The following is a 17,504-nucleotide window of genomic DNA, read 5'->3' as shown; positions in this document are numbered from 1 at the left end:
GCTGACTTCTGCCAAACCTGATATACCATCTCTGATATTCATTGCCCCTTTAGGATACGCGTCTCCCGCCGGCAGCAGTTGGGCAGATATCCCCAGGTAAGACCGTACACTTTCATCCCATGTGTCCGCTGTATTTACATCAAACAGGTCCGGATAGTTTAGGACTTTAGCTTGCTTAGCAGCCTTGTCCACCTCTTGATGCCTTGTATACAGTTTCTGTTCGTCGGACCGGGACTTTGCCGCAGGCTTCCTCCAGATTCCACCTCGCGGTGGACACCCTTGCCATTGGCTAACGGTTCCCACTATCAAGGCCCGTAGAGGACTCCCACCTCCAAGTTTAAGATCATGCTGGGCACACTAATAGCAAAGCGTCCCGGATAAACCGGGACGCTTTGCTATAAGGTATTGAAATGATTCAATTACTCTTTAGTCTCACCACCTTGCTTCTCTTCTTGCTTCAGCTTTTCTTTGATCTCAGCCAAAGCACCCAGATCACCTAAGGTAGCTTTCTCTACTTTACCCTGGATGTTCTTCACAGCCTTCTTGGTCTTGTCGGCTTCTGTGCGAGCTTCCTTACGGGCAGCTTCCTTCTCTTCGATCTTAGATTGTTCCCAGATGCGTGTGTGCGATACAACGATGCGTTTTTCATTGCGATCGAATTCGATCACCATGAATTGTGCAGTTTCATCAGCACCCATGCTCTTACCATCTTCCTTGCTCAGGTGACGGTTAGGCGCAAATCCTTCCAGACCGTAAGGCAACTGAACGATACCACCCTTGTCATCACGACGGATAACAGTTCCTTCGTGCACTGAACCCACAGCGAATGTGTCTTGCAGTGCATTCCAGGGATCTTCTTCCAGTTGTTTGTGTCCGAGTTGGAGCTTGCGGTTTTCTTTATCGATACCAAGGATCACTACGTCGATGTTGCTACCAACTTTCGTGTACTCGGAAGGATGGTTGAAGCGTTTCAGCCAGCTCAGGTCACTGATGTGGATCATACCACCGATACCAGGAGCCAGTTCAACAAACACACCGTAAGGCGTGATGTTCTTCACCAGACCGGTATGACGGCTTCCTTCAGGGAACTTGGTTTCGATGGTGCTCCAGGGATCTTCGCTCATTTGCTTGATAGACAAGCTCATTTTGCGGCTTCCCTTGTCGAGGGTTACGATCTTAGCTTCGTACTCATCGCCCAATTTGAAAAATTCCTTCGCATTGATCGGAGTATTAGCCCAGGTGATCTCACTTACGTGAACCAGACCTTCTACGCCTGGCATGATTTCCAGGAACGCACCGTAATCTTCGATGTTAACTACTTTACCCTTCACTACAGAACCTTCATGCACATTTTCTGGCAGGATATCCCATGGGTGAGGAGTCAATTGCTTCAGACCAAGGCTGATACGTTTCTTCTCGTCGTCGAAATCCAGTACCACCACTTTCAGCTTTTGATCCAGCTTCAGCACTTCGCTCGGATGGCTGATACGACCCCAGCTGATATCGGTGATATACAGCAGACCGTCCAGACCACCAAGGTCCATGAACGCACCGAAATCGGTGATATTCTTGATAGTACCTTCCAACACCTGACCTCTTTCGAGTTTGCTCATGATCTCTGCACGTTGTGCTTCGATATCGCTCTCGATCAGTGCCTTGTGTGATACTACAGCATTCTTGATAGCTTCGTTGATCTTCACTACCTTGAACTCCATGGTCTTACCTACAAACTGATCGTAATCAGTTACAGGCTTCACGTCGATCTGAGAACCTGGCAGGAACGTTTCCATACCAAACACATCAACGATAAGACCACCTTTTGTTTTAGAAGTAACAGTACCAGTGATAACTTCGCCAGTCTTGTGTACTTCCACGATGCGCTCCCAGGCACGTGTGATACGCGCTTGTTTGCGGCTGAGGTTCAGGTGACCATCCCGGTCTTCCTTCTCAACAACCATCACTTCTACCTCATCACCTGTTTTCAGGTTGGTGAGATCACGGAATTCGTTGAGGGAAACCAGACCGTCGCTCTTGAAACCAATGTTGATCACCACGTCAGTTTTTGTCATGGCAACCACCAGACCTTTCACCAGTTCACCATCGGTAACTGCTTTGAAAGTGCCTTCGTACACAGCATCATACTTCAACTTTTCTTCTTTGCTGTAAGTAGCTACGTTACGTTTGTCGATGCTCCAGTCGAAATCATCGTGTGCACCTTTATCTTCTTCCACGTACACTGCTTTAGCAGGTGCCGCTTCTACAGGTGCAGTTGGTGTCGCTGTAGCCTCTTCAGCAGGTGCAGAAGAAGACTCCTGTGCATCAGCGTTTAGTTGTTTAACAATTAAATTTTGAAACATGATAGAATCCCGGAGGGTTTTGATTCCGGGGCTGCAAATATACGCCAAAATGCTGAATGGGCGCGGGTTTTTAGCGATTTTTTGGCCTATTAAAGGGTTCAACGGCAATCTTTTGCAGGCAGAGCACAAAAACCGGATAACTTTGCCCGCGGCTGCCCCGTCATCAGCCACCCTTGCAAACCGTAGTTACGATATCGACAATTATTATTTTTCTGCAAAACATTTCACAGCAACCAGTTTTCTGCTATTTTTGAAACCTTTTTATACCAACCGTCAACAATGATCACACCGGTTTTAATCCAGCTATTTGAGGAAGGCCTTAACAAATTGACAGAAGAAATGAATGCGTATCCCGACGACGCCAGCATGTGGTTGGTGAAGGAAGGAATCAACAACAGTGGTGGAAACCTTTGCCTGCACCTTACCGGAAATCTTCAGCATTTCCTCGGCTCCGTACTGAATGATTCAGGATATGTGCGCAACCGCGAAGCGGAATTCAAAGTGAAGAATATCGTAAAGGGCAAACTGCTCAACGAGATCGAAGAAGCGAGAAAAGCCGTGAAGGACACGCTCGAGCAGGTAAGCAAACGCCAGCTTGACAACAACTATCCGCTGCCGATCAATGGCGAAATGGTCAATACAGAGTATTTCCTGGTGTACCTGCTTTCGCACCTGAACTACCACATTGGCCAGATCAACTACCACAGAAGATTGGTAGGGCAACAACCAGCATAAAAGCTTTTTTCTCCGGAGTTTGGCGGCAATCCCGCCAAACTTTCTTTTTGAACCTGCGCGGGCAGCTTCGGAGCCCACCAACCGTCAGGCAACTTCCACGCCTTCTCGTTTGGCAATGCTCACAGCGGCAATATAGCCACTGGTCCAGGCATGTTGAAAATTGAACCCGCCGGTAATCCCATCCACATCGAGGATCTCTCCCGCGAAAAATAAACCCGGTAACAATTTGCTTTCCATACTGCTGGCATCCACCTCGTTCAAACGAATACCACCAGCTGTTACAAACTCCTCCTTGAAGGTCGTTTTGCCCTGTACCTCAAACTCCTGCGCGCACAACATTTTGATCAGTTTATGCTGCTCTTTTGCGGGAAGATCGGCCCAGCGAATTTGACCATTGATGCCACTTTGTTCAAGCAGGTAATCCCACAAACGTTGGGGTAGCTGAAAGGGATTTCGGTTAACGATCTTCTGCGTAGCCAGCTCAAAACGCAGAGATTGTATATGCTCCCGTAAGCTATTCTCATGAAAAGCAGGTACCCAGTTCACCATAATGGAAAACTTATATTGCTCATTCGCCAACTCACGTGCGCCCCAGGCCGACAATCGCAATACTGCCGGACCACTCAGCCCCCAATGCGTGATCAGTAAAGGTCCGTTCGAACTCAATTTGCTTCCCACGATCTTTACCTGTGTATCTGGTACAGCAACCCCCATGAGTTGCGTAATAGGATTACCAGGCATATTGAAAGTAAACAACGATGGTACCGGCGTTTCGATGCTATGCCCCGATTGCACCAACCAGTCGAACATCACCGATTTGGGATAACCCCCGCAAGCCACGCATACATAATCAGCTTTCAGCTCCCGCTCACCCGCCAGCCCCAACACAAAACCACCTGCTTTATCAGCCCCGATAGCCTTCACCTCAGTCGCCATGCTCACTTCCACACCATATCGGTTCACATCACGTAAGAGGCAATCGATAATGGTTTGCGACCTGTCTGTTGCGGGAAACATACGACCGTCGTCTTCCGTTTTGAGTACCACGCCACGGGATTGAAACCAGCCGATCGTATCAGTAGTGAAAAAATGATGAAAAGACTTCTTCAGAAAATTGGCTCCTCTTGGATAGCGCTTGACCATATCGGCAATAGAGAAACAGGCATGGGTCACATTACAGCGTCCACCGCCCGATATCTTCACTTTCGATAAGATCTTGGTTGTTTTCTCCAGGATGATCACTTCCAGTCCGGGCAACAGGCGGGCGGCATTGACAGCGCAGAAAAAACCCGCAGCCCCCCCTCCTATTACTACCAATCTTGTCTTTTTTTCAGCCTTCATGTTGTTGTCGTTCCGGTAAAAGAAAACCCTCCGCTAAGAGGGTTTTAATGAGTTGTCTTGAGTCGATATCCGCCAATTAGCCGACCAGTGCTGGTTGTTCGGCAATCAGGTTCGGGTTGGCCTTCTCAGCAGCTTCAATGATGCTATAGTCGGATAATATATCTGCCTTGTTCTTCATGACGGCCACATCATGCTCAAAATGCACAGAAGGCGTACCATCGATCGTCCGCACTGTCCAGCCATCGGATTCTGTATAAACATCCTTCTTACCCATATTGATCATCGGTTCGATGGCCAACACCATGCCTTCCTTCAATTTGGCACCACCACCTCTTTTACCATAATTGGGCACCTGAGGATCTTCGTGCAGGCTCTTGCCTAAGCCATGACCTACCAGTTCCCGCACCACACCATAACCATATTTCTTTTCAGTATGGTCCTGGATAGCAGAGCCGATATCACCAATCCGGTTGCCGGCAGTGGCTTTCTCAATGCCTTTATACAAGGACTCCTTTGTCACACGGATCAGCTGAAGCACTTCTGGTTTTACATCGCCGATAGCAAATGTATAGGCGTGGTCGCCATGCCAGCCATTCTTGATGATACCGATATCTACAGAGATGATATCCCCGTCTTTTAGCTCCCGGTTATTGGGAAAGCCGTGTACTACGACGTCATTGACCGAAATACAGGAGTTATAGGGATAGCCATGAAAATTGAGGAAAGAAGGTATACCGCCGTGGTCTCGGATCATCTCGCCGATCGTTTTGTCGAGCGAGAGGGTATTAATACCGGGACGAAGTACCTTGGCAATTTCGGTCAGTGTAGCGCTTACCAATGTCGCACTAATGCGCATAAGCTCTATTTCTGCCGCATTCTTGAGATGAACCATGTTCTTTAGTATCTTATTTTTAAAACAAAACCTGACAGCTATATAACAGCTGCCAGGTTTTAAAGTTCTATAATGATTTTCTTACAAGGAGGCAGGCGATACTGTCTGGCGACCTTGTACGCGTCCGCTCTTCATCAAACCATCGTATTGACGCATCAAAAGTTGAGTTTCAATTTGTTGCAAGGTATCCAGAATTACTCCCACCATGATCAGCAGCGATGTACCACCGAAGAAGGAAGAGAATTGTTGCTGTATACCTAGACGTTGTGCAAAACCTGGCAGAATACCCACTACAGCGAGTAATACAGCGCCGGGGAGGGTGATCTTGTCCATAACTGCACCAATATAATCGGCTGTGGGCTGTCCTGGTTTTACACCAGGAATGAAACCGTTGTTGCGTTTCAGGTCATCAGCGATTTGCTTGGGGTTGAAGATCAAGGCAGTATACAGGAAGGTAAAACCAATTACCATGACTGCATAGATCAACATATACCAGAAGTTGCTATGATCACCGAAGATCTTGGCTAAACCACGGGTAGAGTCGAAGTTGGACAACAAGGTGGGCAGGAACATGATCGCCTGGGCGAAGATGATCGGCATTACACCAGCACTGTTCACTTTAATAGGCAGGAACTGGCGGGCGCCACCAAACTGGCGGTTACCGACAATCTGCTTAGCGTATTGAACCGGTATTTTACGTACACCCTGGATCAGGATGATCAGGCCCATGATGATAGCTACCAGTACGGCGATTTCGATCACGAACAGCAACAAACCACGGCCGCTGCCGCCAGTTGTTTTCGCTGTCCACTCCTGCATAATAGACTGCGGGAGACGGGCAAGGATACCTACCATGATGATCACGGAGCTACCGTTACCCAGACCTTTATCAGTAATTTTCTCACCCAGCCACATCACGAAGAGTGTACCGGCAGTGAGGATAACGGTGGTCGACAGCCAGAAGAAAGAAGAATAGGCGTCGATCATCGCATCTTTGTTCGTTTGGTGCAGGTAGGCCACATAAGCGCTGGCCTGAAGTATTGCCACGGCTACAGTGAGGTAGCGGGTATACTGGTTGATCTTTTTACGGCCACTCTCACCCTCTTTTTGCATTTTCTGGAATGGCGGATAGAGAATGGTCATCAACTGCATGAAGATCGAAGCAGAGATGTAAGGCATGATACCAAGGGCCAGGATAGAAGCCTGTGAGAAGGCACCACCGGCAAAAGCATCGATCAACCCGAGGATACCACCACCGGATGCAGAAGTATTGATCAGGTTGGGGTTGATACCGGGCAATACAATGTGTGTACCGAGGCGATAGACGGCTATCAGGGTAATGGTCACCAGGATCTTACTCTTCAGTTCCTCAATACTCCAGATATTCTTCAGGGTCTGTATGAATTTTTTCACGGAATCCAGAAATTTTTTATGATGGCCTCTGTTTTGAAAACCACAAAACAGGTTTGCTTAAAAGACCGTTTCAATCCCTTATCGCAAACCTGCTGTACAGTTATGTAGCTTGGTTAACTTAAAAGCTGTGTTATGCAAAAAAGACGCATGCTGCCATGCGTCCTTGCAAGTTACGGAAAATTACTTTACAACTTCCACTGTGCCGCCGGCTGCTTCGATCGCGGCCTTGGCTTTATCACTCACCGCATTCACCTTGAAAGTGATTTTGCTTTTCAGCTCGCCATTACCCAGTACTTTCACCAGGTCAGTACGGCTAACCAATCCGTTGATGTACAGGTTCTCCAGGGAGAATTCCTTGAGATCGTATTTCTCTACCAGGTGATCTACCTGACCGAGGTTAAATACTTTATACTCAACCCTGTTAATATTTTTGAAACCGCGCTTGGGCAAACGACGCTGGATAGGCATCTGGCCACCTTCGTGGGCATTCTTACGTTGGTAACCGGCACGGCTTTGACCACCCTTGTTACCTTTTGTAGATGTACCACCCTTACCGGATGCTTCACCACGACCTAATCTTTTCTCTCTGTGCGTTGCGCCTTCTGCGGGCTTAATCTGATGTAACTTCATGTTCTTTGATTTTTACTCAACGGGGAATCTCCCCTCGCGTTAATAAATACTGATAATTATCGATCCGAATTTTTGAGTTTTAGCCCAAAAGGGCCGCTAAACTAATCATTTTCAGGTTAGCTACACTCAAATATTCAAATTATTAAGCCTGCTCTACTTTTACCAGGTGGGTTACAGCACGAACCATACCCAGTATCTGTGGCGTAGCTTCTACTTCTTTAGTAGAATTCAGCTTGTTCAGGCCGAGCGCCTGGAGCGTTAATTTCTGACGCTCGGGTCTGTCGATAGCACTCTTAACTAAAGTGATCTTGATCTTGCTCATACTATAATCTTTATGATTAGCCATCAGCCGGCAGCTCCTGTTTGCAGCAGCAGCTTCCGGCCAAAGCCAATAGTTATCCGTTAAATACTTTCTTCAGGTTCAATTTACGTTGCTTGGCAACAGTAATTGGCTCACGCAACAGGGCCAGGGCTGCTACTGTAGCCTTCACCACGTTGTGCGGGTTAGCAGAACCCAGTGACTTGGCGAGTACGTCGGTTACACCGGCGGCTTCCAGTACTGCACGCATGCTACCTCCGGCGATCACACCAGTACCATGAGCGGCTGGCTTGATCAACACTTTAGCAGCACCCACTTTCGCCCACTGATCGTGCGGAATAGTACCGTGCATGATGGGAACTTTTATGAGGTTCTTCTTAGCATCTTCGATGCCTTTGGTAATTGCTTCCTGTACTTCTTTGGCTTTTCCGAGACCGTGTCCTACCACACCATTATCATTACCAACCACCACCAGGGCAGAAAAACTGAAAGCGCGACCGCCTTTAGTGGTTTTTACCACACGGTTGATGGCAACCACTTTCTCTTTCAGCTCAAGATCGCCGGCTTTAACTCTGTTTAAATTAACTTTTGCCATTATTTCGAATTGACGATTTTTAATAATTACGCTAAGGATTAGAATTGGAGACCACCTTCACGGGCACCATCAGCTACGCTTTTCACGCGGCCATGGTACAGGTTGCCACCACGGTCAAAGATAACAGTAGTAAGACCCAGTTCAGTTGCCTTGCGGGCAATTGCCTGACCTACCAACTTACTCTGTTCAACCCTTGTTACTTTTTGGGCAGCAATTTCTTTATCCTTAGAAGAAGCCGCAGCCAGTGTAGTACCAGTAACGTCGTCAATCAGTTGCACATAAATTGCTGTATTGCTCCTGAAAACAGCCAGCCTGGGTTTTTGGCTTGTACCGCCGATTTTTTTACGAATCCGGTAGCGGATTTTCTGTTTCTTATCAACTTTGCTCATTGCTCTTTATTTTATGGCCACCCGATACTGCCGGGCGGCCTTTTTAATCAAATTATTTACCAGCAGCCTTACCAGCTTTACGACGGATAACTTCACCAGCGTATTTAACACCTTTACCTTTGTACGGCTCGGGCTTACGCAGGCTGCGCAGTTTTGCTGCTACCTGTCCGATCAGTTGCTTGTCGATACCTTCCAGCATGATCTTGGGGTTTTCACCCTTTTCCTGGGAAGTAGCCACTTTCAGTTCTTTGGGAACTTCGAAAATAATATTGTGAGAGTAACCGAGCGACAGGTCGAGCAGGTTGCCTTGGTTAGAGGCTTTGTAACCTACACCCACCAGCTCCAGGTTTCTCTTGAAACCTTCAGTAACACCCTTAACCAGGTTAGCTACCAGCGCACGGTACAAGCCGTGCATAGCGCGGTGGCGGATCTGATCAGTAGGACGTGTAAAATTAACCGCATTGTCCTTCACTTCTACAGTGATATCGCGGTCGATCTCTTGCTTCAATTCGCCCTTGGGGCCTTTAACAGTCAGCACATTGTCCTTGCTGATAGCAGCAGTAACACCACTGGGCAGAACGACGGGTTGTTTACCTATACGTGACATAAAAATTAATTTAAACTGTTCTGATTCTTGTTGATTGCCTCCGGTCGGTCAGCCTCTATAGGTCGGGCTTAAGGTACCGGAAACTTATATATATCGAATAGCGGGGGCCAGGGGCCCTCGCTATTATATTAATAGATGTAGCAAAGTACTTCGCCACCTACATTCTGCAGCTTCGCTTGCTTATCGGTCATCACTCCTTTGGAAGTGCTCACGATTGCAACACCCAAACCATTCTTCACACGTTTGAACTCAGCAGGGCTGGCGTACTGACGCAGACCGGGGCGGCTTACTCTTTCCAGTGACCTGATAGCAGGCTCTTTGGACTGAGCATCATATTTCAAGGCGATCTTGATCACACCTTGTTTGCTGTCATCCTCAAATTTGTATTTCAGGATGTAGCCTTGATCGTACAGAATTTCTGTAATACGCTTTTTCAGGTTAGAAGCCGGGATCTCAACGATACGGTGGCCTGCCATTTGTGCGTTACGAACTCTGGTCAGAAAATCTGCAATGGGATCTGTTACCATTTGTATAGAAGTTATGTATCAGTTCTAAATATGATTATATCTTATCTACAGGATGCACTGATACGGGACTGATTATTACCGTACCTCATATCCTGCAGCAGTGTCTTACCAGGAAGCCTTGCGTACTCCCGGGATCTTGCCATTCAGGGCCATTTCACGGAACGTTACACGGGAAAGTCCGAAATAACGGATATATCCCTTGGGACGACCGGTCAATTGACAGCGGTTCTTGAGACGAACTGAAGAAGAATTCTTCGGCAGCTCATCCAGCGCTTGCCATTCTCCGGCAGCTTTCAGTGCAGCACGCTTCTCAGCATACTGAGCTACCATACGTTCTCTTTTCCTTTGTCTGGCTTTAACTGACTCTTTTGCCATAATAATTACAAATTCGAATTTTGAATGTCGGAACCCCGGAGGAATTAGCTACGCGATCCCGGATTTGTATTTTTTACTTCGTTTGAAAGTACTGTTGGTACTTAGTCTTTCTTCTTGAACGGCATGCCCAACTCTTTCAGCAGCTCGAAAGCTTCTTCGTTGGTACCTGCAGTTGTTACGAAAGTGATATCAAGACCAGTGATCTTGTTTACCTTGTCGATATCGATCTCCGGGAAGATAATCTGCTCGGTAACACCCAGGGTATAGTTGCCACGGCCGTCGAAAGCCTTGTCGCTGATACCTTTGAAGTCACGTACACGAGGTAAAGCAGTAGAGATCAACCTGTCCAGGAATTCGTACATTTTCTCTCCACGCAGTGTAACACGAGCGCCGATAGGCATCGCCTTACGCAGTTTGAAGTTAGAAATGTCCTTCTTAGACAAAGTAGTAACCGCTTTCTGACCAGTGATGGTAGTCAGTTCATCAACTGCTACATCAACCAGCTTCTTGTCAGTTACTGCACCGTTTACACCACGGTTCAGGCAGATCTTTTCCAGACGGGGAACCTGCATTACACTACCGTAGCTGAAACGCTTCATCAGGGCAGGTACTACGTCCTTTTTATACTTGTCTGCTAATCTCGGAGAATATTTTGTTGTGCTCATTTTTAAAAACTTTTGCTGACAACCGCCTTAGCGGCCTACAGCGTTTTGCAATGATCTATCTATGTCTGCCGGCCGTATCTCCCTTTTGAAGACCGTTGCCGCAGTTGGAATTACTTGATTACTTCACCAGACACTTTGGAAACACGCACCAGCTTTCCACTCTCGCGGGTACGCTTAACCTTGGTGGCTTCGCCCTTCTTCGCATCCCACAGCATTACGTTGGAGATGTGAATAGGAGCTTCCTTCTTTACAATACCACCTTTGGTATCGCGGGCAGAAGGCTTGGTATGACGGGTAATGATGTTCGCTCCTTCAACCAGCACTTTTTCCTTGTCTGGAAATACTTCCAGCACTTTGCGGGGCTTTGTTACATCCTTATCGTCACCAGTGATCACTACCACGGTGTCGCCTTTTTTAATATTGAACTTCGGTTTAAAACGATTGCTCATCTTTTTAAGCTTTGAGCTATGAGCTGCGAGCGGCGAGCTAATAGCGTTATAAAAAATCTATTTGGAGACGGGCTCGTAGCGCAAGGGCTCGTTGCTCGTTGCATATTCTAGAGAACCTCAGGTGCCAGAGAGATGATCTTCATATAACCCTTGTCACGGAGTTCACGTGCAACTGGTCCGAAGATACGGGTACCACGGGGCTCATCAGATGCGTTCAACAGTACCACCGCATTGTCGTCGAAACGGATATAAGATCCGTCTTTACGACGCAGCTTGTTCTTGGTACGAACGATAACGGCTTTCGCAACGGTACCTTTTTTAATACCACCGGCAGGGATTGCATCCTTAACGGTTACAACAATCTTATCGCCGATCTTCGCGTAATCCTGGCCGCTGTTACCCAGCACGCGGATACACAGTACTTCTTTGGCGCCACTATTATCAGCTACGTTTAATCTGCTTTCTTGCTGAATCATTTTCTTAAGCTTTGAGCTCTTAGCTGCGAGCTTCGAGCATTGATACAATTATATTTATTCCGTGGCTCGTAGCTCCTCGCTCGTAGCCCACAGCTCTCCGAATTACTTCGCCTTCTCAACCACTTCAACCAGTCTCCAGCGCTTTGTTTTGCTCAGCGGACGGGTTTCCATGATCTTCACAACATCACCGATCGTGCACTCATCCTTCTCATCGTGAGCGTGGAATTTGGTGGTCTTTTTTACGAACTTACCATAGATCGGGTGTTTTACCTTTCTTTCTACAGCAACAGTAATGGTCTTGGCCATCTTATTGCTGGTAACAACACCAGTTCTAGTTTTACGCAAATTTCTATCTAACATTGTTCTTAATTTGTGAATTTGAAAATTTGAAAATTTGAAACATGCCCGGCCTTCCGACCACTAACATTTGCATTTTTTCAAATTTCCGCGTTGGCATTTATACAGCCTGTTGTTTTTGCTTCAGCTCAGTCTTCAGACGAGCGAGGTCCTTGCGAACGCTACGGATGCTCATAGGATTCTCCAGGGGAGAAATAGCATGAGCAAACTCCAGCTTCTTCAAGCGCAGTTCGTCTTCCTGGATCCTGGCTTTCAGATCAGCAACGCTCAGATCTTTCAGGCTTTTTACGAAATCGATTTTCTTAGACATGATATACAATTTGAAAGTTTGGCAATTTGAAAATTTGAAAACTATCTGCTACGCTTCTCTCCCACTTTTCAAATAATCACCTTACTGTATGTTTTACGCTTGATAATCCCGGCGAACGATGAACTTGGTCTTGATCGGCAGCTTCTGTGCAGCCAGCTCAAGCGCTTGCTTGGCAGTTGCTTCACTTACACCGTCGCATTCGAAAATGATACGACCTGGTTCAACTACAGCAGCCCAGAACTCGGGGTTACCTTTACCTTTACCCATACGCACTTCAAGAGGCTTGCGGGTAATTGGTTTATCAGGGAAAATGCGGATCCACACATTACCTTCACGTTTCATGGAACGGGTCAGCGCCTGACGGGCAGCTTCGATCTGACGGTTATTCAACCAGATTGGCTCAAGGGCTTTCAGACCGAAAGAACCAAAAGAAATGGTCGTACCGCGTTTTGCTACTTCCCGGATGCGGCCTTTCTGCGCTTTCCTGTGTTTCGATCTTTTAGGCTGTAACATCTATTGACAATTTGAAAATTTGATAATTTGAAGCATTAATTCAGTTCCGGTACAAACCGGATCCAATTAACGGCCTCTGTTGTTTCCACCGCGGAATCCACCGCCACCACCGCCTCTGCGGTCACCACCACCGCCGCCACCGCGACGATCACCACCACCACCGCCACCACGACGGTCACCACCACCTCTGCGGTCATCACGACGATCTCCACCGCGCTGGTCATCACCTTGACGGTCACGACGGTCACTTACATCACTCTTACCACCAACGAAGTTGGGGTTCAGGTCACGCTTACCAAGTACTTCACCTTTACAGATCCATACCTTGATACCTATTTTACCATATACTGTCAGTGCAAACACGTTAGCGTAGTCGATATCCATACGCAGGGTGTGCAGAGGAGTACGGCCTTGTTTGATCTCTTCAGTACGGGCAATTTCAGCACCACCCAAACGACCGCTCACCTTGATCTTGATACCTTCAGCACCCATACGGAGCGCAGAAGCGATCGCCATCTTGATAGCACGCTTGTAGTTGATACGATTTTCGATCTGGCGGGCAATGGTGTCACCTACGATCATCGCATCCAGTTCCGGACGGCGAATCTCGAGGATGTTGATCTGTACGTCTTCTTTACCAGTCAGCTTCTTCAACTCTTCCTTGATACGGTCTACTTCGCCACCGCCTTTACCTATGATGATACCGGGTTTAGAGGTATGAATGGTAACGATCAGTTTATTCAGCGTACGCTCAATAACGATCTTAGAGATACCACCTTTGTTGATACGGGCGTTCAGGTAGGTCCTGATCTTGTTATCCTCGATCAACTTGGTAGAAAAATCTTTTTTGTTACCATACCAGTTAGATTCCCAACCACGGATAATCCCCAACCTGGCACCAATAGGATTTGATTTCTGACCCATTTATTAGAATTTGAAAATTTGAATATTTGAAAACCCGAAGTTCATGCCGACACGATCATCCGCACCCTTCAGATTGTTCGCTTTAATTTGTTTTCGAATCAACGATGATGGTTACGTGATTGCTACGTTTCCGCAAGCGATACGCTCTTCCCTGAGGAGCAGGCAACATCCTTTTCAGGGTACGTGCACCGTCAACGAAAATTGTTTTCACCACCAGTGCAGCGTCAGCAGCACTCTTTCCTTCATTCTTTTGCTCCCAGTTGTTGATAGCACTCTTCAACAGCTTGTACAAAGGAGTCGCGGAATGTTGCGGATGGTGTTCCAGCAAAGCCAGGGCTTTCTCCACTTCTACACCGCGGATCTCATCAGCCAGCAAACGCATTCTGCGGGGTGATGTGGGATAATTTCTCAGTTTAGCTACTGCTTCCATTTTTATTAATTTTCAAGTTCAGAGTCCGGAGCCGGTAGTCGTTTCAGCGAGCCGCCCGCTCCAATCTCCTCACCAGTTAATTACGATACTTTTTTACTTGAGTGTCCTTTAAAGTTACGCGTGGGCGCAAACTCACCCAGCTTATGGCCAACCATAAATTCAGTCACATAAACAGGGATGAATTTATTACCGTTGTGCACGGCGAAGGTATGACCTACAAAGTCCGGAGTAATGGTAGAACGACGGCTCCAGGTTTTGATAACACCCTTCTTTGCTTTGCCTTCGTTTACAGCCAGGACTTTATGCTCCAGTTTCGCAGCTACATAAGGACCTTTTTTTATCGAACGAGCCATGATATCTTAATTTGAGTATTTGAAGTTTTAAAATCAGCGTATGATTACTTAGCTAATTTTTTACCGTTCTTACGTTGGATGATCAGCTTATCGCTTCCCTTGCCACGTGTACGTGTCTTCAGACCTTTAGCGTACTTACCAGTCCTTGAACGTGGGTGACCACCAGAAGCTCTACCTTCACCACCACCCATCGGGTGATCTACAGGGTTCATCGCAACACCACGAGTGCGGGGACGAATACCTTTCCAACGGTTACGGCCAGCCTTACCCATCATCTCGAGGTTATGATCACCATTGCTCACGATACCTACGGTAGCGTAGCAATTGATCAGTACCTTTCTCAGCTCACCGGAAGGCATCTTCAATACTGCATATCTTTCTTCCTTGTTCGCCAGTTGAGCGGAAGTACCAGCGCTACGCACCAGCTTACCACCCTGACCAGGCTGCATTTCGATATTGTGGATGTTGGTACCGAGCGGCATGTTCTTCATCTGAAGAGCGTTACCGATCTCAGGCACAACAGCATCACCAGCAATTACGGTAGCACCTACCTGTAAACCCTGGGGAGCGATGATATATCTTTTTTCACCGTCTACGTAGTGCAGCAGAGCGATGAATGCAGTACGGTTCGGATCATATTCGATAGAAGCTACAGTTGCTTCGATATCTTTCTTGTTTCTCTTGAAATCAACGATACGGTACATCTTCTTGTGACCGCCACCGATGTAGCGCATTGCGCGGCGTCCCTGTACGTTACGACCACCGGTAGACTTTACTTTCTCTACCAGGCTCTTTTCAGGAACATTCGTCGTCACTTCTTCATATGCATTGCCAATTCTCCAGCGAGTTCCGGCCGTAATTGGTTTATACTTTTTCAGTGCCATGTTTTAATTCTTATTCTTTTTTAAAAATCGTTTTGTCAATGCTTAGCGGCGTTTGACGCGCCATTCTTCTTAATAACCCTGTCGCCTCAGCGACTTAGTTATTAAATGTTACCGTACAGATCGATGGTTTCACCTTCAGCTACGGTTACATACGCTTTCTTGTAAGCGGGCTTAACACCGGAAATGAATCCAGCTTTAGTGAAACGGCTCTTAGCCTTTCCTGGAACAACGACAGTATTCACATCGATTACATTCACACTGTAGAAACTTTCTACTGCCTTTTTGATTTCCAGCTTATTGGCTTTGCGACCAACTTTGAAAGCATAAGTTCTGCTCTTGTCAGAGAGCTTATTGCTCTTCTCGGTTACGATCGGCTTTATCAATACTTCTGCGAGTCTCATATAACTCTAATTTGAAAATTTAAAATGTTTAATGCTGAGAATACCGGAGCATTCTCCAACCGCATATACTATGCAGTTACTTCTGCTTCGTCTTCTGCGAAGATCTTGGCAGCGCTTTCGGTAAACACCAGCACGTTCGCATTTACGACATCATAAGTGTTCACATCAGCGATCAGTGCACCGATTACACCAGGCACGTTACGCAGGCTCAGGTACAGGTTGTCGTTGTACTCGGGCAGAATCACCAGTGATTTCTTATTATCGATACCGAGCGCCTTCAGTGCACCAACAACAGTCTTTGTTTTGGGAGCATCCAGGTTGATATCTTCAATAACTACGATTGCATTTTCTTTTGCTTTGTAAGACAGTGCGCTGATCTTAGCCAGGTCCTTTACTTTACGGTTCAGTTTGAAATCATAACCGTGGGGCTTAGGTCCGAAGATAGTACCACCACCTTTGAAGATAGGAGCACGCAGGTTACCTTTACGGGAACCACCGGTACCCTTTTGACGGTGCAGCTTTTTGCTGGAACCTTGTACTTCAGCACGGGTTTTCACTTTGTGAGTACCCTGACGCTGTGCAGCCAAAAATTGTTTTACAGCCAGGTAGATCACGTGATCGTTTGGTTCAGCACCAAAGATCTCATCGGGCAACTCAACCGAGCGACCTGTTTTCTTACCGCTTATATTTAATACCTCTACTTGCATTGTACGCTATTTTTCAGTTCAGAAAGAAGACCACTTTATTCAAGCTGTCGATCTACTGATGTTATTTTTGAATTAAGACAATTGATCCGATGTGTCCAGGTACTGATCCGCTTACCAGGATGTAGTTCTTCTCAGCGAAGATCTTCACCACCTTCAAGCCTTTCACCTTTACACGGTCCTGACCCATCCGGCCTGCCATGCGCATACCCTTGAATACACGCGAAGCATCAGATGAGTTACCAATTGAACCCGGAGCACGCTGACGATCGTGTTGACCGTGAGACTGCTCACCAACGCCACTGAATCCATGGCGTTTTACAACACCCTGGAAACCTTTACCCTTGGTAGTACCTACTACTTCAACTTTATCGCCTTCAGCGAAAATGTCGACAGTAATAGTCTCTCCAAGAGCTTTCTCTATGGAGTAATCACGAAATTCTTTTACAAACTTTTTTGCGGCTGTATTGGCCTTTGCGAAGTGGTTCTTTTCAGAAGCGAGGGTTTGCTTCTCTTTTTTGTCGCCGAATCCTAACTGCACAGCATTATAACCATCAGTGTCTTTTGTTTTGACCTGGGTTACAACACAGGGACCGGCCTCGATGATGGTAACACTTGTTTGTTTACCATCAGGGCTGAAGATGCTGGTCATCCCGATTTTTTTGCCAATAATTCCTTTCATCGTTGTTCTTTTTTGCCTTCTCGGTTAAAGAGACATTTGCAGTATGATTGTCTAATACCTGCTGTCCGGGCGGACAGTGAAGGCACAACCATGGCAACTTCAATCCCCGTTTGCTACCGACCTTTTCTTTTATTATCTGCTTTATTCCATCTTACATGAAAACCGCAGAATTCGAA

General features: G+C 46.9%; 26 protein-coding genes. 2 read left to right on the top strand and 24 right to left on the bottom strand.

The window, feature by feature from the left end; all coding sequences use genetic code 11:
- Nucleotides 1–419 precede the first annotated feature (419 nt).
- Nucleotides 420–2,357, bottom strand: a complete 1,938-nt coding sequence (gene rpsA, locus P2W70_RS09885) for a 30S ribosomal protein S1 (RefSeq protein WP_276481281.1) — start codon at nt 2,355–2,357, stop codon at nt 420–422.
- On the opposite strand from rpsA, the gene P2W70_RS09880 reads away from it, so the two are divergent.
- Nucleotides 2,356–2,640 (top strand): hypothetical protein, encoded by a 285-nt coding sequence (locus P2W70_RS09880; protein ID WP_276481280.1) that lies wholly within the window; start codon nt 2,356–2,358, stop codon nt 2,638–2,640. The two genes, rpsA and P2W70_RS09880, sit on opposite strands and share 2 nt — an antisense overlap.
- Complete coding sequence (locus P2W70_RS09875; protein WP_276481279.1) at nt 2,637–3,092, top strand: DinB family protein; 456 nt, start codon at nt 2,637–2,639, stop codon at nt 3,090–3,092. Before P2W70_RS09880 ends, P2W70_RS09875 begins: the two co-directional genes overlap by 4 nt.
- Before the next feature lie 84 nt (nt 3,093–3,176).
- Here P2W70_RS09875 and P2W70_RS09870 read toward each other — a convergent pair whose 3' ends face one another.
- The 23 genes from P2W70_RS09870 to rplC all read right to left on the bottom strand — a co-directional run bounded on the left by P2W70_RS09870 (nt 3,177) and on the right by rplC (nt 17,328).
- A complete protein-coding gene (locus P2W70_RS09870) occupies nt 3,177–4,433 on the bottom strand; it encodes a BaiN/RdsA family NAD(P)/FAD-dependent oxidoreductase (protein ID WP_276481278.1) in 1,257 nt (418 codons plus the stop codon).
- 76 nt (nt 4,434–4,509) lie between these two features.
- On the bottom strand, nt 4,510–5,325 hold the full coding sequence (gene map / locus P2W70_RS09865) for a type I methionyl aminopeptidase (RefSeq protein WP_276481277.1): 816 nt from the start codon (nt 5,323–5,325) through the stop codon (nt 4,510–4,512).
- Between the two features lie 81 nt (nt 5,326–5,406).
- Nucleotides 5,407–6,738: a preprotein translocase subunit SecY gene (gene secY, locus P2W70_RS09860; protein WP_276481276.1), complete on the bottom strand. Its 1,332-nt coding sequence runs from the start codon at nt 6,736–6,738 to the stop codon at nt 5,407–5,409.
- A gap of 180 nt (nt 6,739–6,918) precedes the next feature.
- Nucleotides 6,919–7,368 carry a 50S ribosomal protein L15 gene (rplO, locus tag P2W70_RS09855; protein WP_276481275.1) on the bottom strand — a complete coding sequence of 150 codons (450 nt, stop codon included), beginning with the start codon at nt 7,366–7,368 and terminating at the stop codon, nt 6,919–6,921.
- A gap of 142 nt (nt 7,369–7,510) precedes the next feature.
- Nucleotides 7,511–7,690, bottom strand: coding sequence for a 50S ribosomal protein L30 (gene rpmD / locus P2W70_RS09850; protein ID WP_276481274.1), 180 nt, complete (start codon nt 7,688–7,690; stop codon nt 7,511–7,513).
- A 73-nt stretch (nt 7,691–7,763) separates the two neighbouring features.
- Nucleotides 7,764–8,282 carry a 30S ribosomal protein S5 gene (gene rpsE, locus P2W70_RS09845; RefSeq protein ID WP_276481273.1) on the bottom strand — a complete coding sequence of 173 codons (519 nt, stop codon included), beginning with the start codon at nt 8,280–8,282 and terminating at the stop codon, nt 7,764–7,766.
- Between the two features lie 38 nt (nt 8,283–8,320).
- Entirely contained in the window at nt 8,321–8,671 is a 351-nt protein-coding gene (gene rplR / locus P2W70_RS09840) for a 50S ribosomal protein L18 (RefSeq protein WP_276481272.1), read from the bottom strand.
- A 52-nt stretch (nt 8,672–8,723) separates the two neighbouring features.
- Nucleotides 8,724–9,278 (bottom strand): 50S ribosomal protein L6, encoded by a 555-nt coding sequence (gene rplF / locus P2W70_RS09835; protein ID WP_276481271.1) that lies wholly within the window; start codon nt 9,276–9,278, stop codon nt 8,724–8,726.
- Between the two features lie 128 nt (nt 9,279–9,406).
- Nucleotides 9,407–9,805 carry a 30S ribosomal protein S8 gene (rpsH, locus tag P2W70_RS09830; protein ID WP_276481270.1) on the bottom strand — a complete coding sequence of 133 codons (399 nt, stop codon included), beginning with the start codon at nt 9,803–9,805 and terminating at the stop codon, nt 9,407–9,409.
- Between the two features lie 105 nt (nt 9,806–9,910).
- Nucleotides 9,911–10,180: a 30S ribosomal protein S14 gene (gene rpsN / locus P2W70_RS09825; protein ID WP_275832202.1), complete on the bottom strand. Its 270-nt coding sequence runs from the start codon at nt 10,178–10,180 to the stop codon at nt 9,911–9,913.
- Between the two features lie 101 nt (nt 10,181–10,281).
- The gene (rplE, locus tag P2W70_RS09820; RefSeq protein ID WP_276481269.1) at nt 10,282–10,845 is read right to left on the bottom strand and encodes a 50S ribosomal protein L5; all 564 of its coding nucleotides are present in this window, start codon (nt 10,843–10,845) and stop codon (nt 10,282–10,284) included.
- Between the two features lie 110 nt (nt 10,846–10,955).
- Entirely contained in the window at nt 10,956–11,294 is a 339-nt protein-coding gene (gene rplX, locus P2W70_RS09815) for a 50S ribosomal protein L24 (protein ID WP_276481268.1), read from the bottom strand.
- 107 nt (nt 11,295–11,401) lie between these two features.
- On the bottom strand, nt 11,402–11,770 hold the full coding sequence (gene rplN, locus P2W70_RS09810; RefSeq protein WP_038108777.1) for a 50S ribosomal protein L14: 369 nt from the start codon (nt 11,768–11,770) through the stop codon (nt 11,402–11,404).
- 102 nt (nt 11,771–11,872) lie between these two features.
- Nucleotides 11,873–12,130, bottom strand: coding sequence for a 30S ribosomal protein S17 (gene rpsQ / locus P2W70_RS09805; protein ID WP_276481267.1), 258 nt, complete (start codon nt 12,128–12,130; stop codon nt 11,873–11,875).
- Nucleotides 12,131–12,227: 97 nt separating this feature from the next.
- Nucleotides 12,228–12,437: a 50S ribosomal protein L29 gene (gene rpmC, locus P2W70_RS09800; protein ID WP_276481266.1), complete on the bottom strand. Its 210-nt coding sequence runs from the start codon at nt 12,435–12,437 to the stop codon at nt 12,228–12,230.
- Nucleotides 12,438–12,530: 93 nt separating this feature from the next.
- The gene (gene rplP / locus P2W70_RS09795; protein ID WP_275832189.1) at nt 12,531–12,950 is read right to left on the bottom strand and encodes a 50S ribosomal protein L16; all 420 of its coding nucleotides are present in this window, start codon (nt 12,948–12,950) and stop codon (nt 12,531–12,533) included.
- Between the two features lie 66 nt (nt 12,951–13,016).
- A complete protein-coding gene (gene rpsC, locus P2W70_RS09790) occupies nt 13,017–13,874 on the bottom strand; it encodes a 30S ribosomal protein S3 (RefSeq protein ID WP_276481265.1) in 858 nt (285 codons plus the stop codon).
- A gap of 82 nt (nt 13,875–13,956) precedes the next feature.
- Nucleotides 13,957–14,304, bottom strand: a complete 348-nt coding sequence (rplV, locus tag P2W70_RS09785; RefSeq protein ID WP_276481264.1) for a 50S ribosomal protein L22 — start codon at nt 14,302–14,304, stop codon at nt 13,957–13,959.
- 80 nt (nt 14,305–14,384) lie between these two features.
- On the bottom strand, nt 14,385–14,657 hold the full coding sequence (gene rpsS, locus P2W70_RS09780; RefSeq protein WP_276481263.1) for a 30S ribosomal protein S19: 273 nt from the start codon (nt 14,655–14,657) through the stop codon (nt 14,385–14,387).
- A 44-nt stretch (nt 14,658–14,701) separates the two neighbouring features.
- Nucleotides 14,702–15,541 carry a 50S ribosomal protein L2 gene (rplB, locus tag P2W70_RS09775; RefSeq protein ID WP_276481262.1) on the bottom strand — a complete coding sequence of 280 codons (840 nt, stop codon included), beginning with the start codon at nt 15,539–15,541 and terminating at the stop codon, nt 14,702–14,704.
- A gap of 101 nt (nt 15,542–15,642) precedes the next feature.
- On the bottom strand, nt 15,643–15,942 hold the full coding sequence (gene rplW, locus P2W70_RS09770) for a 50S ribosomal protein L23 (protein WP_276481261.1): 300 nt from the start codon (nt 15,940–15,942) through the stop codon (nt 15,643–15,645).
- A gap of 68 nt (nt 15,943–16,010) precedes the next feature.
- Complete coding sequence (rplD, locus tag P2W70_RS09765) at nt 16,011–16,649, bottom strand: 50S ribosomal protein L4 (protein ID WP_276481260.1); 639 nt, start codon at nt 16,647–16,649, stop codon at nt 16,011–16,013.
- Between the two features lie 61 nt (nt 16,650–16,710).
- The gene (gene rplC, locus P2W70_RS09760; protein ID WP_276481259.1) at nt 16,711–17,328 is read right to left on the bottom strand and encodes a 50S ribosomal protein L3; all 618 of its coding nucleotides are present in this window, start codon (nt 17,326–17,328) and stop codon (nt 16,711–16,713) included.
- Between the last annotated feature and the right edge of the window lie 176 nt (nt 17,329–17,504).

It is taken from the genome of Paraflavitalea pollutisoli (genome assembly GCF_029360705.1).
GTDB lineage: Bacteria > Bacteroidota > Bacteroidia > Chitinophagales > Chitinophagaceae > Paraflavitalea > Paraflavitalea pollutisoli.
The sequence above is the reverse complement of the archived record's forward strand: the minus strand, read 5'-3'. Positions and strand labels throughout refer to the sequence as shown.

Excerpts from the sequence above, each read along its gene's own strand:
- rpsQ (WP_276481267.1), bottom strand. The coding sequence starts at position 12,130 with ATGTTAGATAGAAATTTGCGTAAAACTAGAACTGGTGTTGTTACCAGC.
- rpsA (WP_276481281.1), bottom strand. The coding sequence starts at position 2,357 with ATGTTTCAAAATTTAATTGTTAAACAACTAAACGCTGATGCACAGGAG.
- rpmD (WP_276481274.1), bottom strand. The coding sequence starts at position 7,690 with ATGAGCAAGATCAAGATCACTTTAGTTAAGAGTGCTATCGACAGACCC.
- P2W70_RS09870 (WP_276481278.1), bottom strand. The coding sequence starts at position 4,433 with ATGAAGGCTGAAAAAAAGACAAGATTGGTAGTAATAGGAGGGGGGGCT.
- rplN (WP_038108777.1), bottom strand. The coding sequence starts at position 11,770 with ATGATTCAGCAAGAAAGCAGATTAAACGTAGCTGATAATAGTGGCGCC.
- rplO (WP_276481275.1), bottom strand. The coding sequence starts at position 7,368 with ATGAAGTTACATCAGATTAAGCCCGCAGAAGGCGCAACGCACAGAGAG.
- P2W70_RS09880 (WP_276481280.1), top strand. The coding sequence starts at position 2,356 with ATGATAGAATCCCGGAGGGTTTTGATTCCGGGGCTGCAAATATACGCC.
- rplX (WP_276481268.1), bottom strand. The coding sequence starts at position 11,294 with ATGAGCAATCGTTTTAAACCGAAGTTCAATATTAAAAAAGGCGACACC.
- rpsE (WP_276481273.1), bottom strand. The coding sequence starts at position 8,282 with ATGGCAAAAGTTAATTTAAACAGAGTTAAAGCCGGCGATCTTGAGCTG.
- rplD (WP_276481260.1), bottom strand. The coding sequence starts at position 16,649 with ATGCAAGTAGAGGTATTAAATATAAGCGGTAAGAAAACAGGTCGCTCG.
- rplE (WP_276481269.1), bottom strand. The coding sequence starts at position 10,845 with ATGAGCACAACAAAATATTCTCCGAGATTAGCAGACAAGTATAAAAAG.
- rplP (WP_275832189.1), bottom strand. The coding sequence starts at position 12,950 with ATGTTACAGCCTAAAAGATCGAAACACAGGAAAGCGCAGAAAGGCCGC.
- rplR (WP_276481272.1), bottom strand. The coding sequence starts at position 8,671 with ATGAGCAAAGTTGATAAGAAACAGAAAATCCGCTACCGGATTCGTAAA.
- rplC (WP_276481259.1), bottom strand. The coding sequence starts at position 17,328 with ATGAAAGGAATTATTGGCAAAAAAATCGGGATGACCAGCATCTTCAGC.
- rplV (WP_276481264.1), bottom strand. The coding sequence starts at position 14,304 with ATGGAAGCAGTAGCTAAACTGAGAAATTATCCCACATCACCCCGCAGA.
- rpsC (WP_276481265.1), bottom strand. The coding sequence starts at position 13,874 with ATGGGTCAGAAATCAAATCCTATTGGTGCCAGGTTGGGGATTATCCGT.
- map (WP_276481277.1), bottom strand. The coding sequence starts at position 5,325 with ATGGTTCATCTCAAGAATGCGGCAGAAATAGAGCTTATGCGCATTAGT.
- rpmC (WP_276481266.1), bottom strand. The coding sequence starts at position 12,437 with ATGTCTAAGAAAATCGATTTCGTAAAAAGCCTGAAAGATCTGAGCGTT.
- rpsH (WP_276481270.1), bottom strand. The coding sequence starts at position 9,805 with ATGGTAACAGATCCCATTGCAGATTTTCTGACCAGAGTTCGTAACGCA.
- rplB (WP_276481262.1), bottom strand. The coding sequence starts at position 15,541 with ATGGCACTGAAAAAGTATAAACCAATTACGGCCGGAACTCGCTGGAGA.
- P2W70_RS09875 (WP_276481279.1), top strand. The coding sequence starts at position 2,637 with ATGATCACACCGGTTTTAATCCAGCTATTTGAGGAAGGCCTTAACAAA.
- rplW (WP_276481261.1), bottom strand. The coding sequence starts at position 15,942 with ATGAGACTCGCAGAAGTATTGATAAAGCCGATCGTAACCGAGAAGAGC.
- rpsS (WP_276481263.1), bottom strand. The coding sequence starts at position 14,657 with ATGGCTCGTTCGATAAAAAAAGGTCCTTATGTAGCTGCGAAACTGGAG.
- rplF (WP_276481271.1), bottom strand. The coding sequence starts at position 9,278 with ATGTCACGTATAGGTAAACAACCCGTCGTTCTGCCCAGTGGTGTTACT.
- rpsN (WP_275832202.1), bottom strand. The coding sequence starts at position 10,180 with ATGGCAAAAGAGTCAGTTAAAGCCAGACAAAGGAAAAGAGAACGTATG.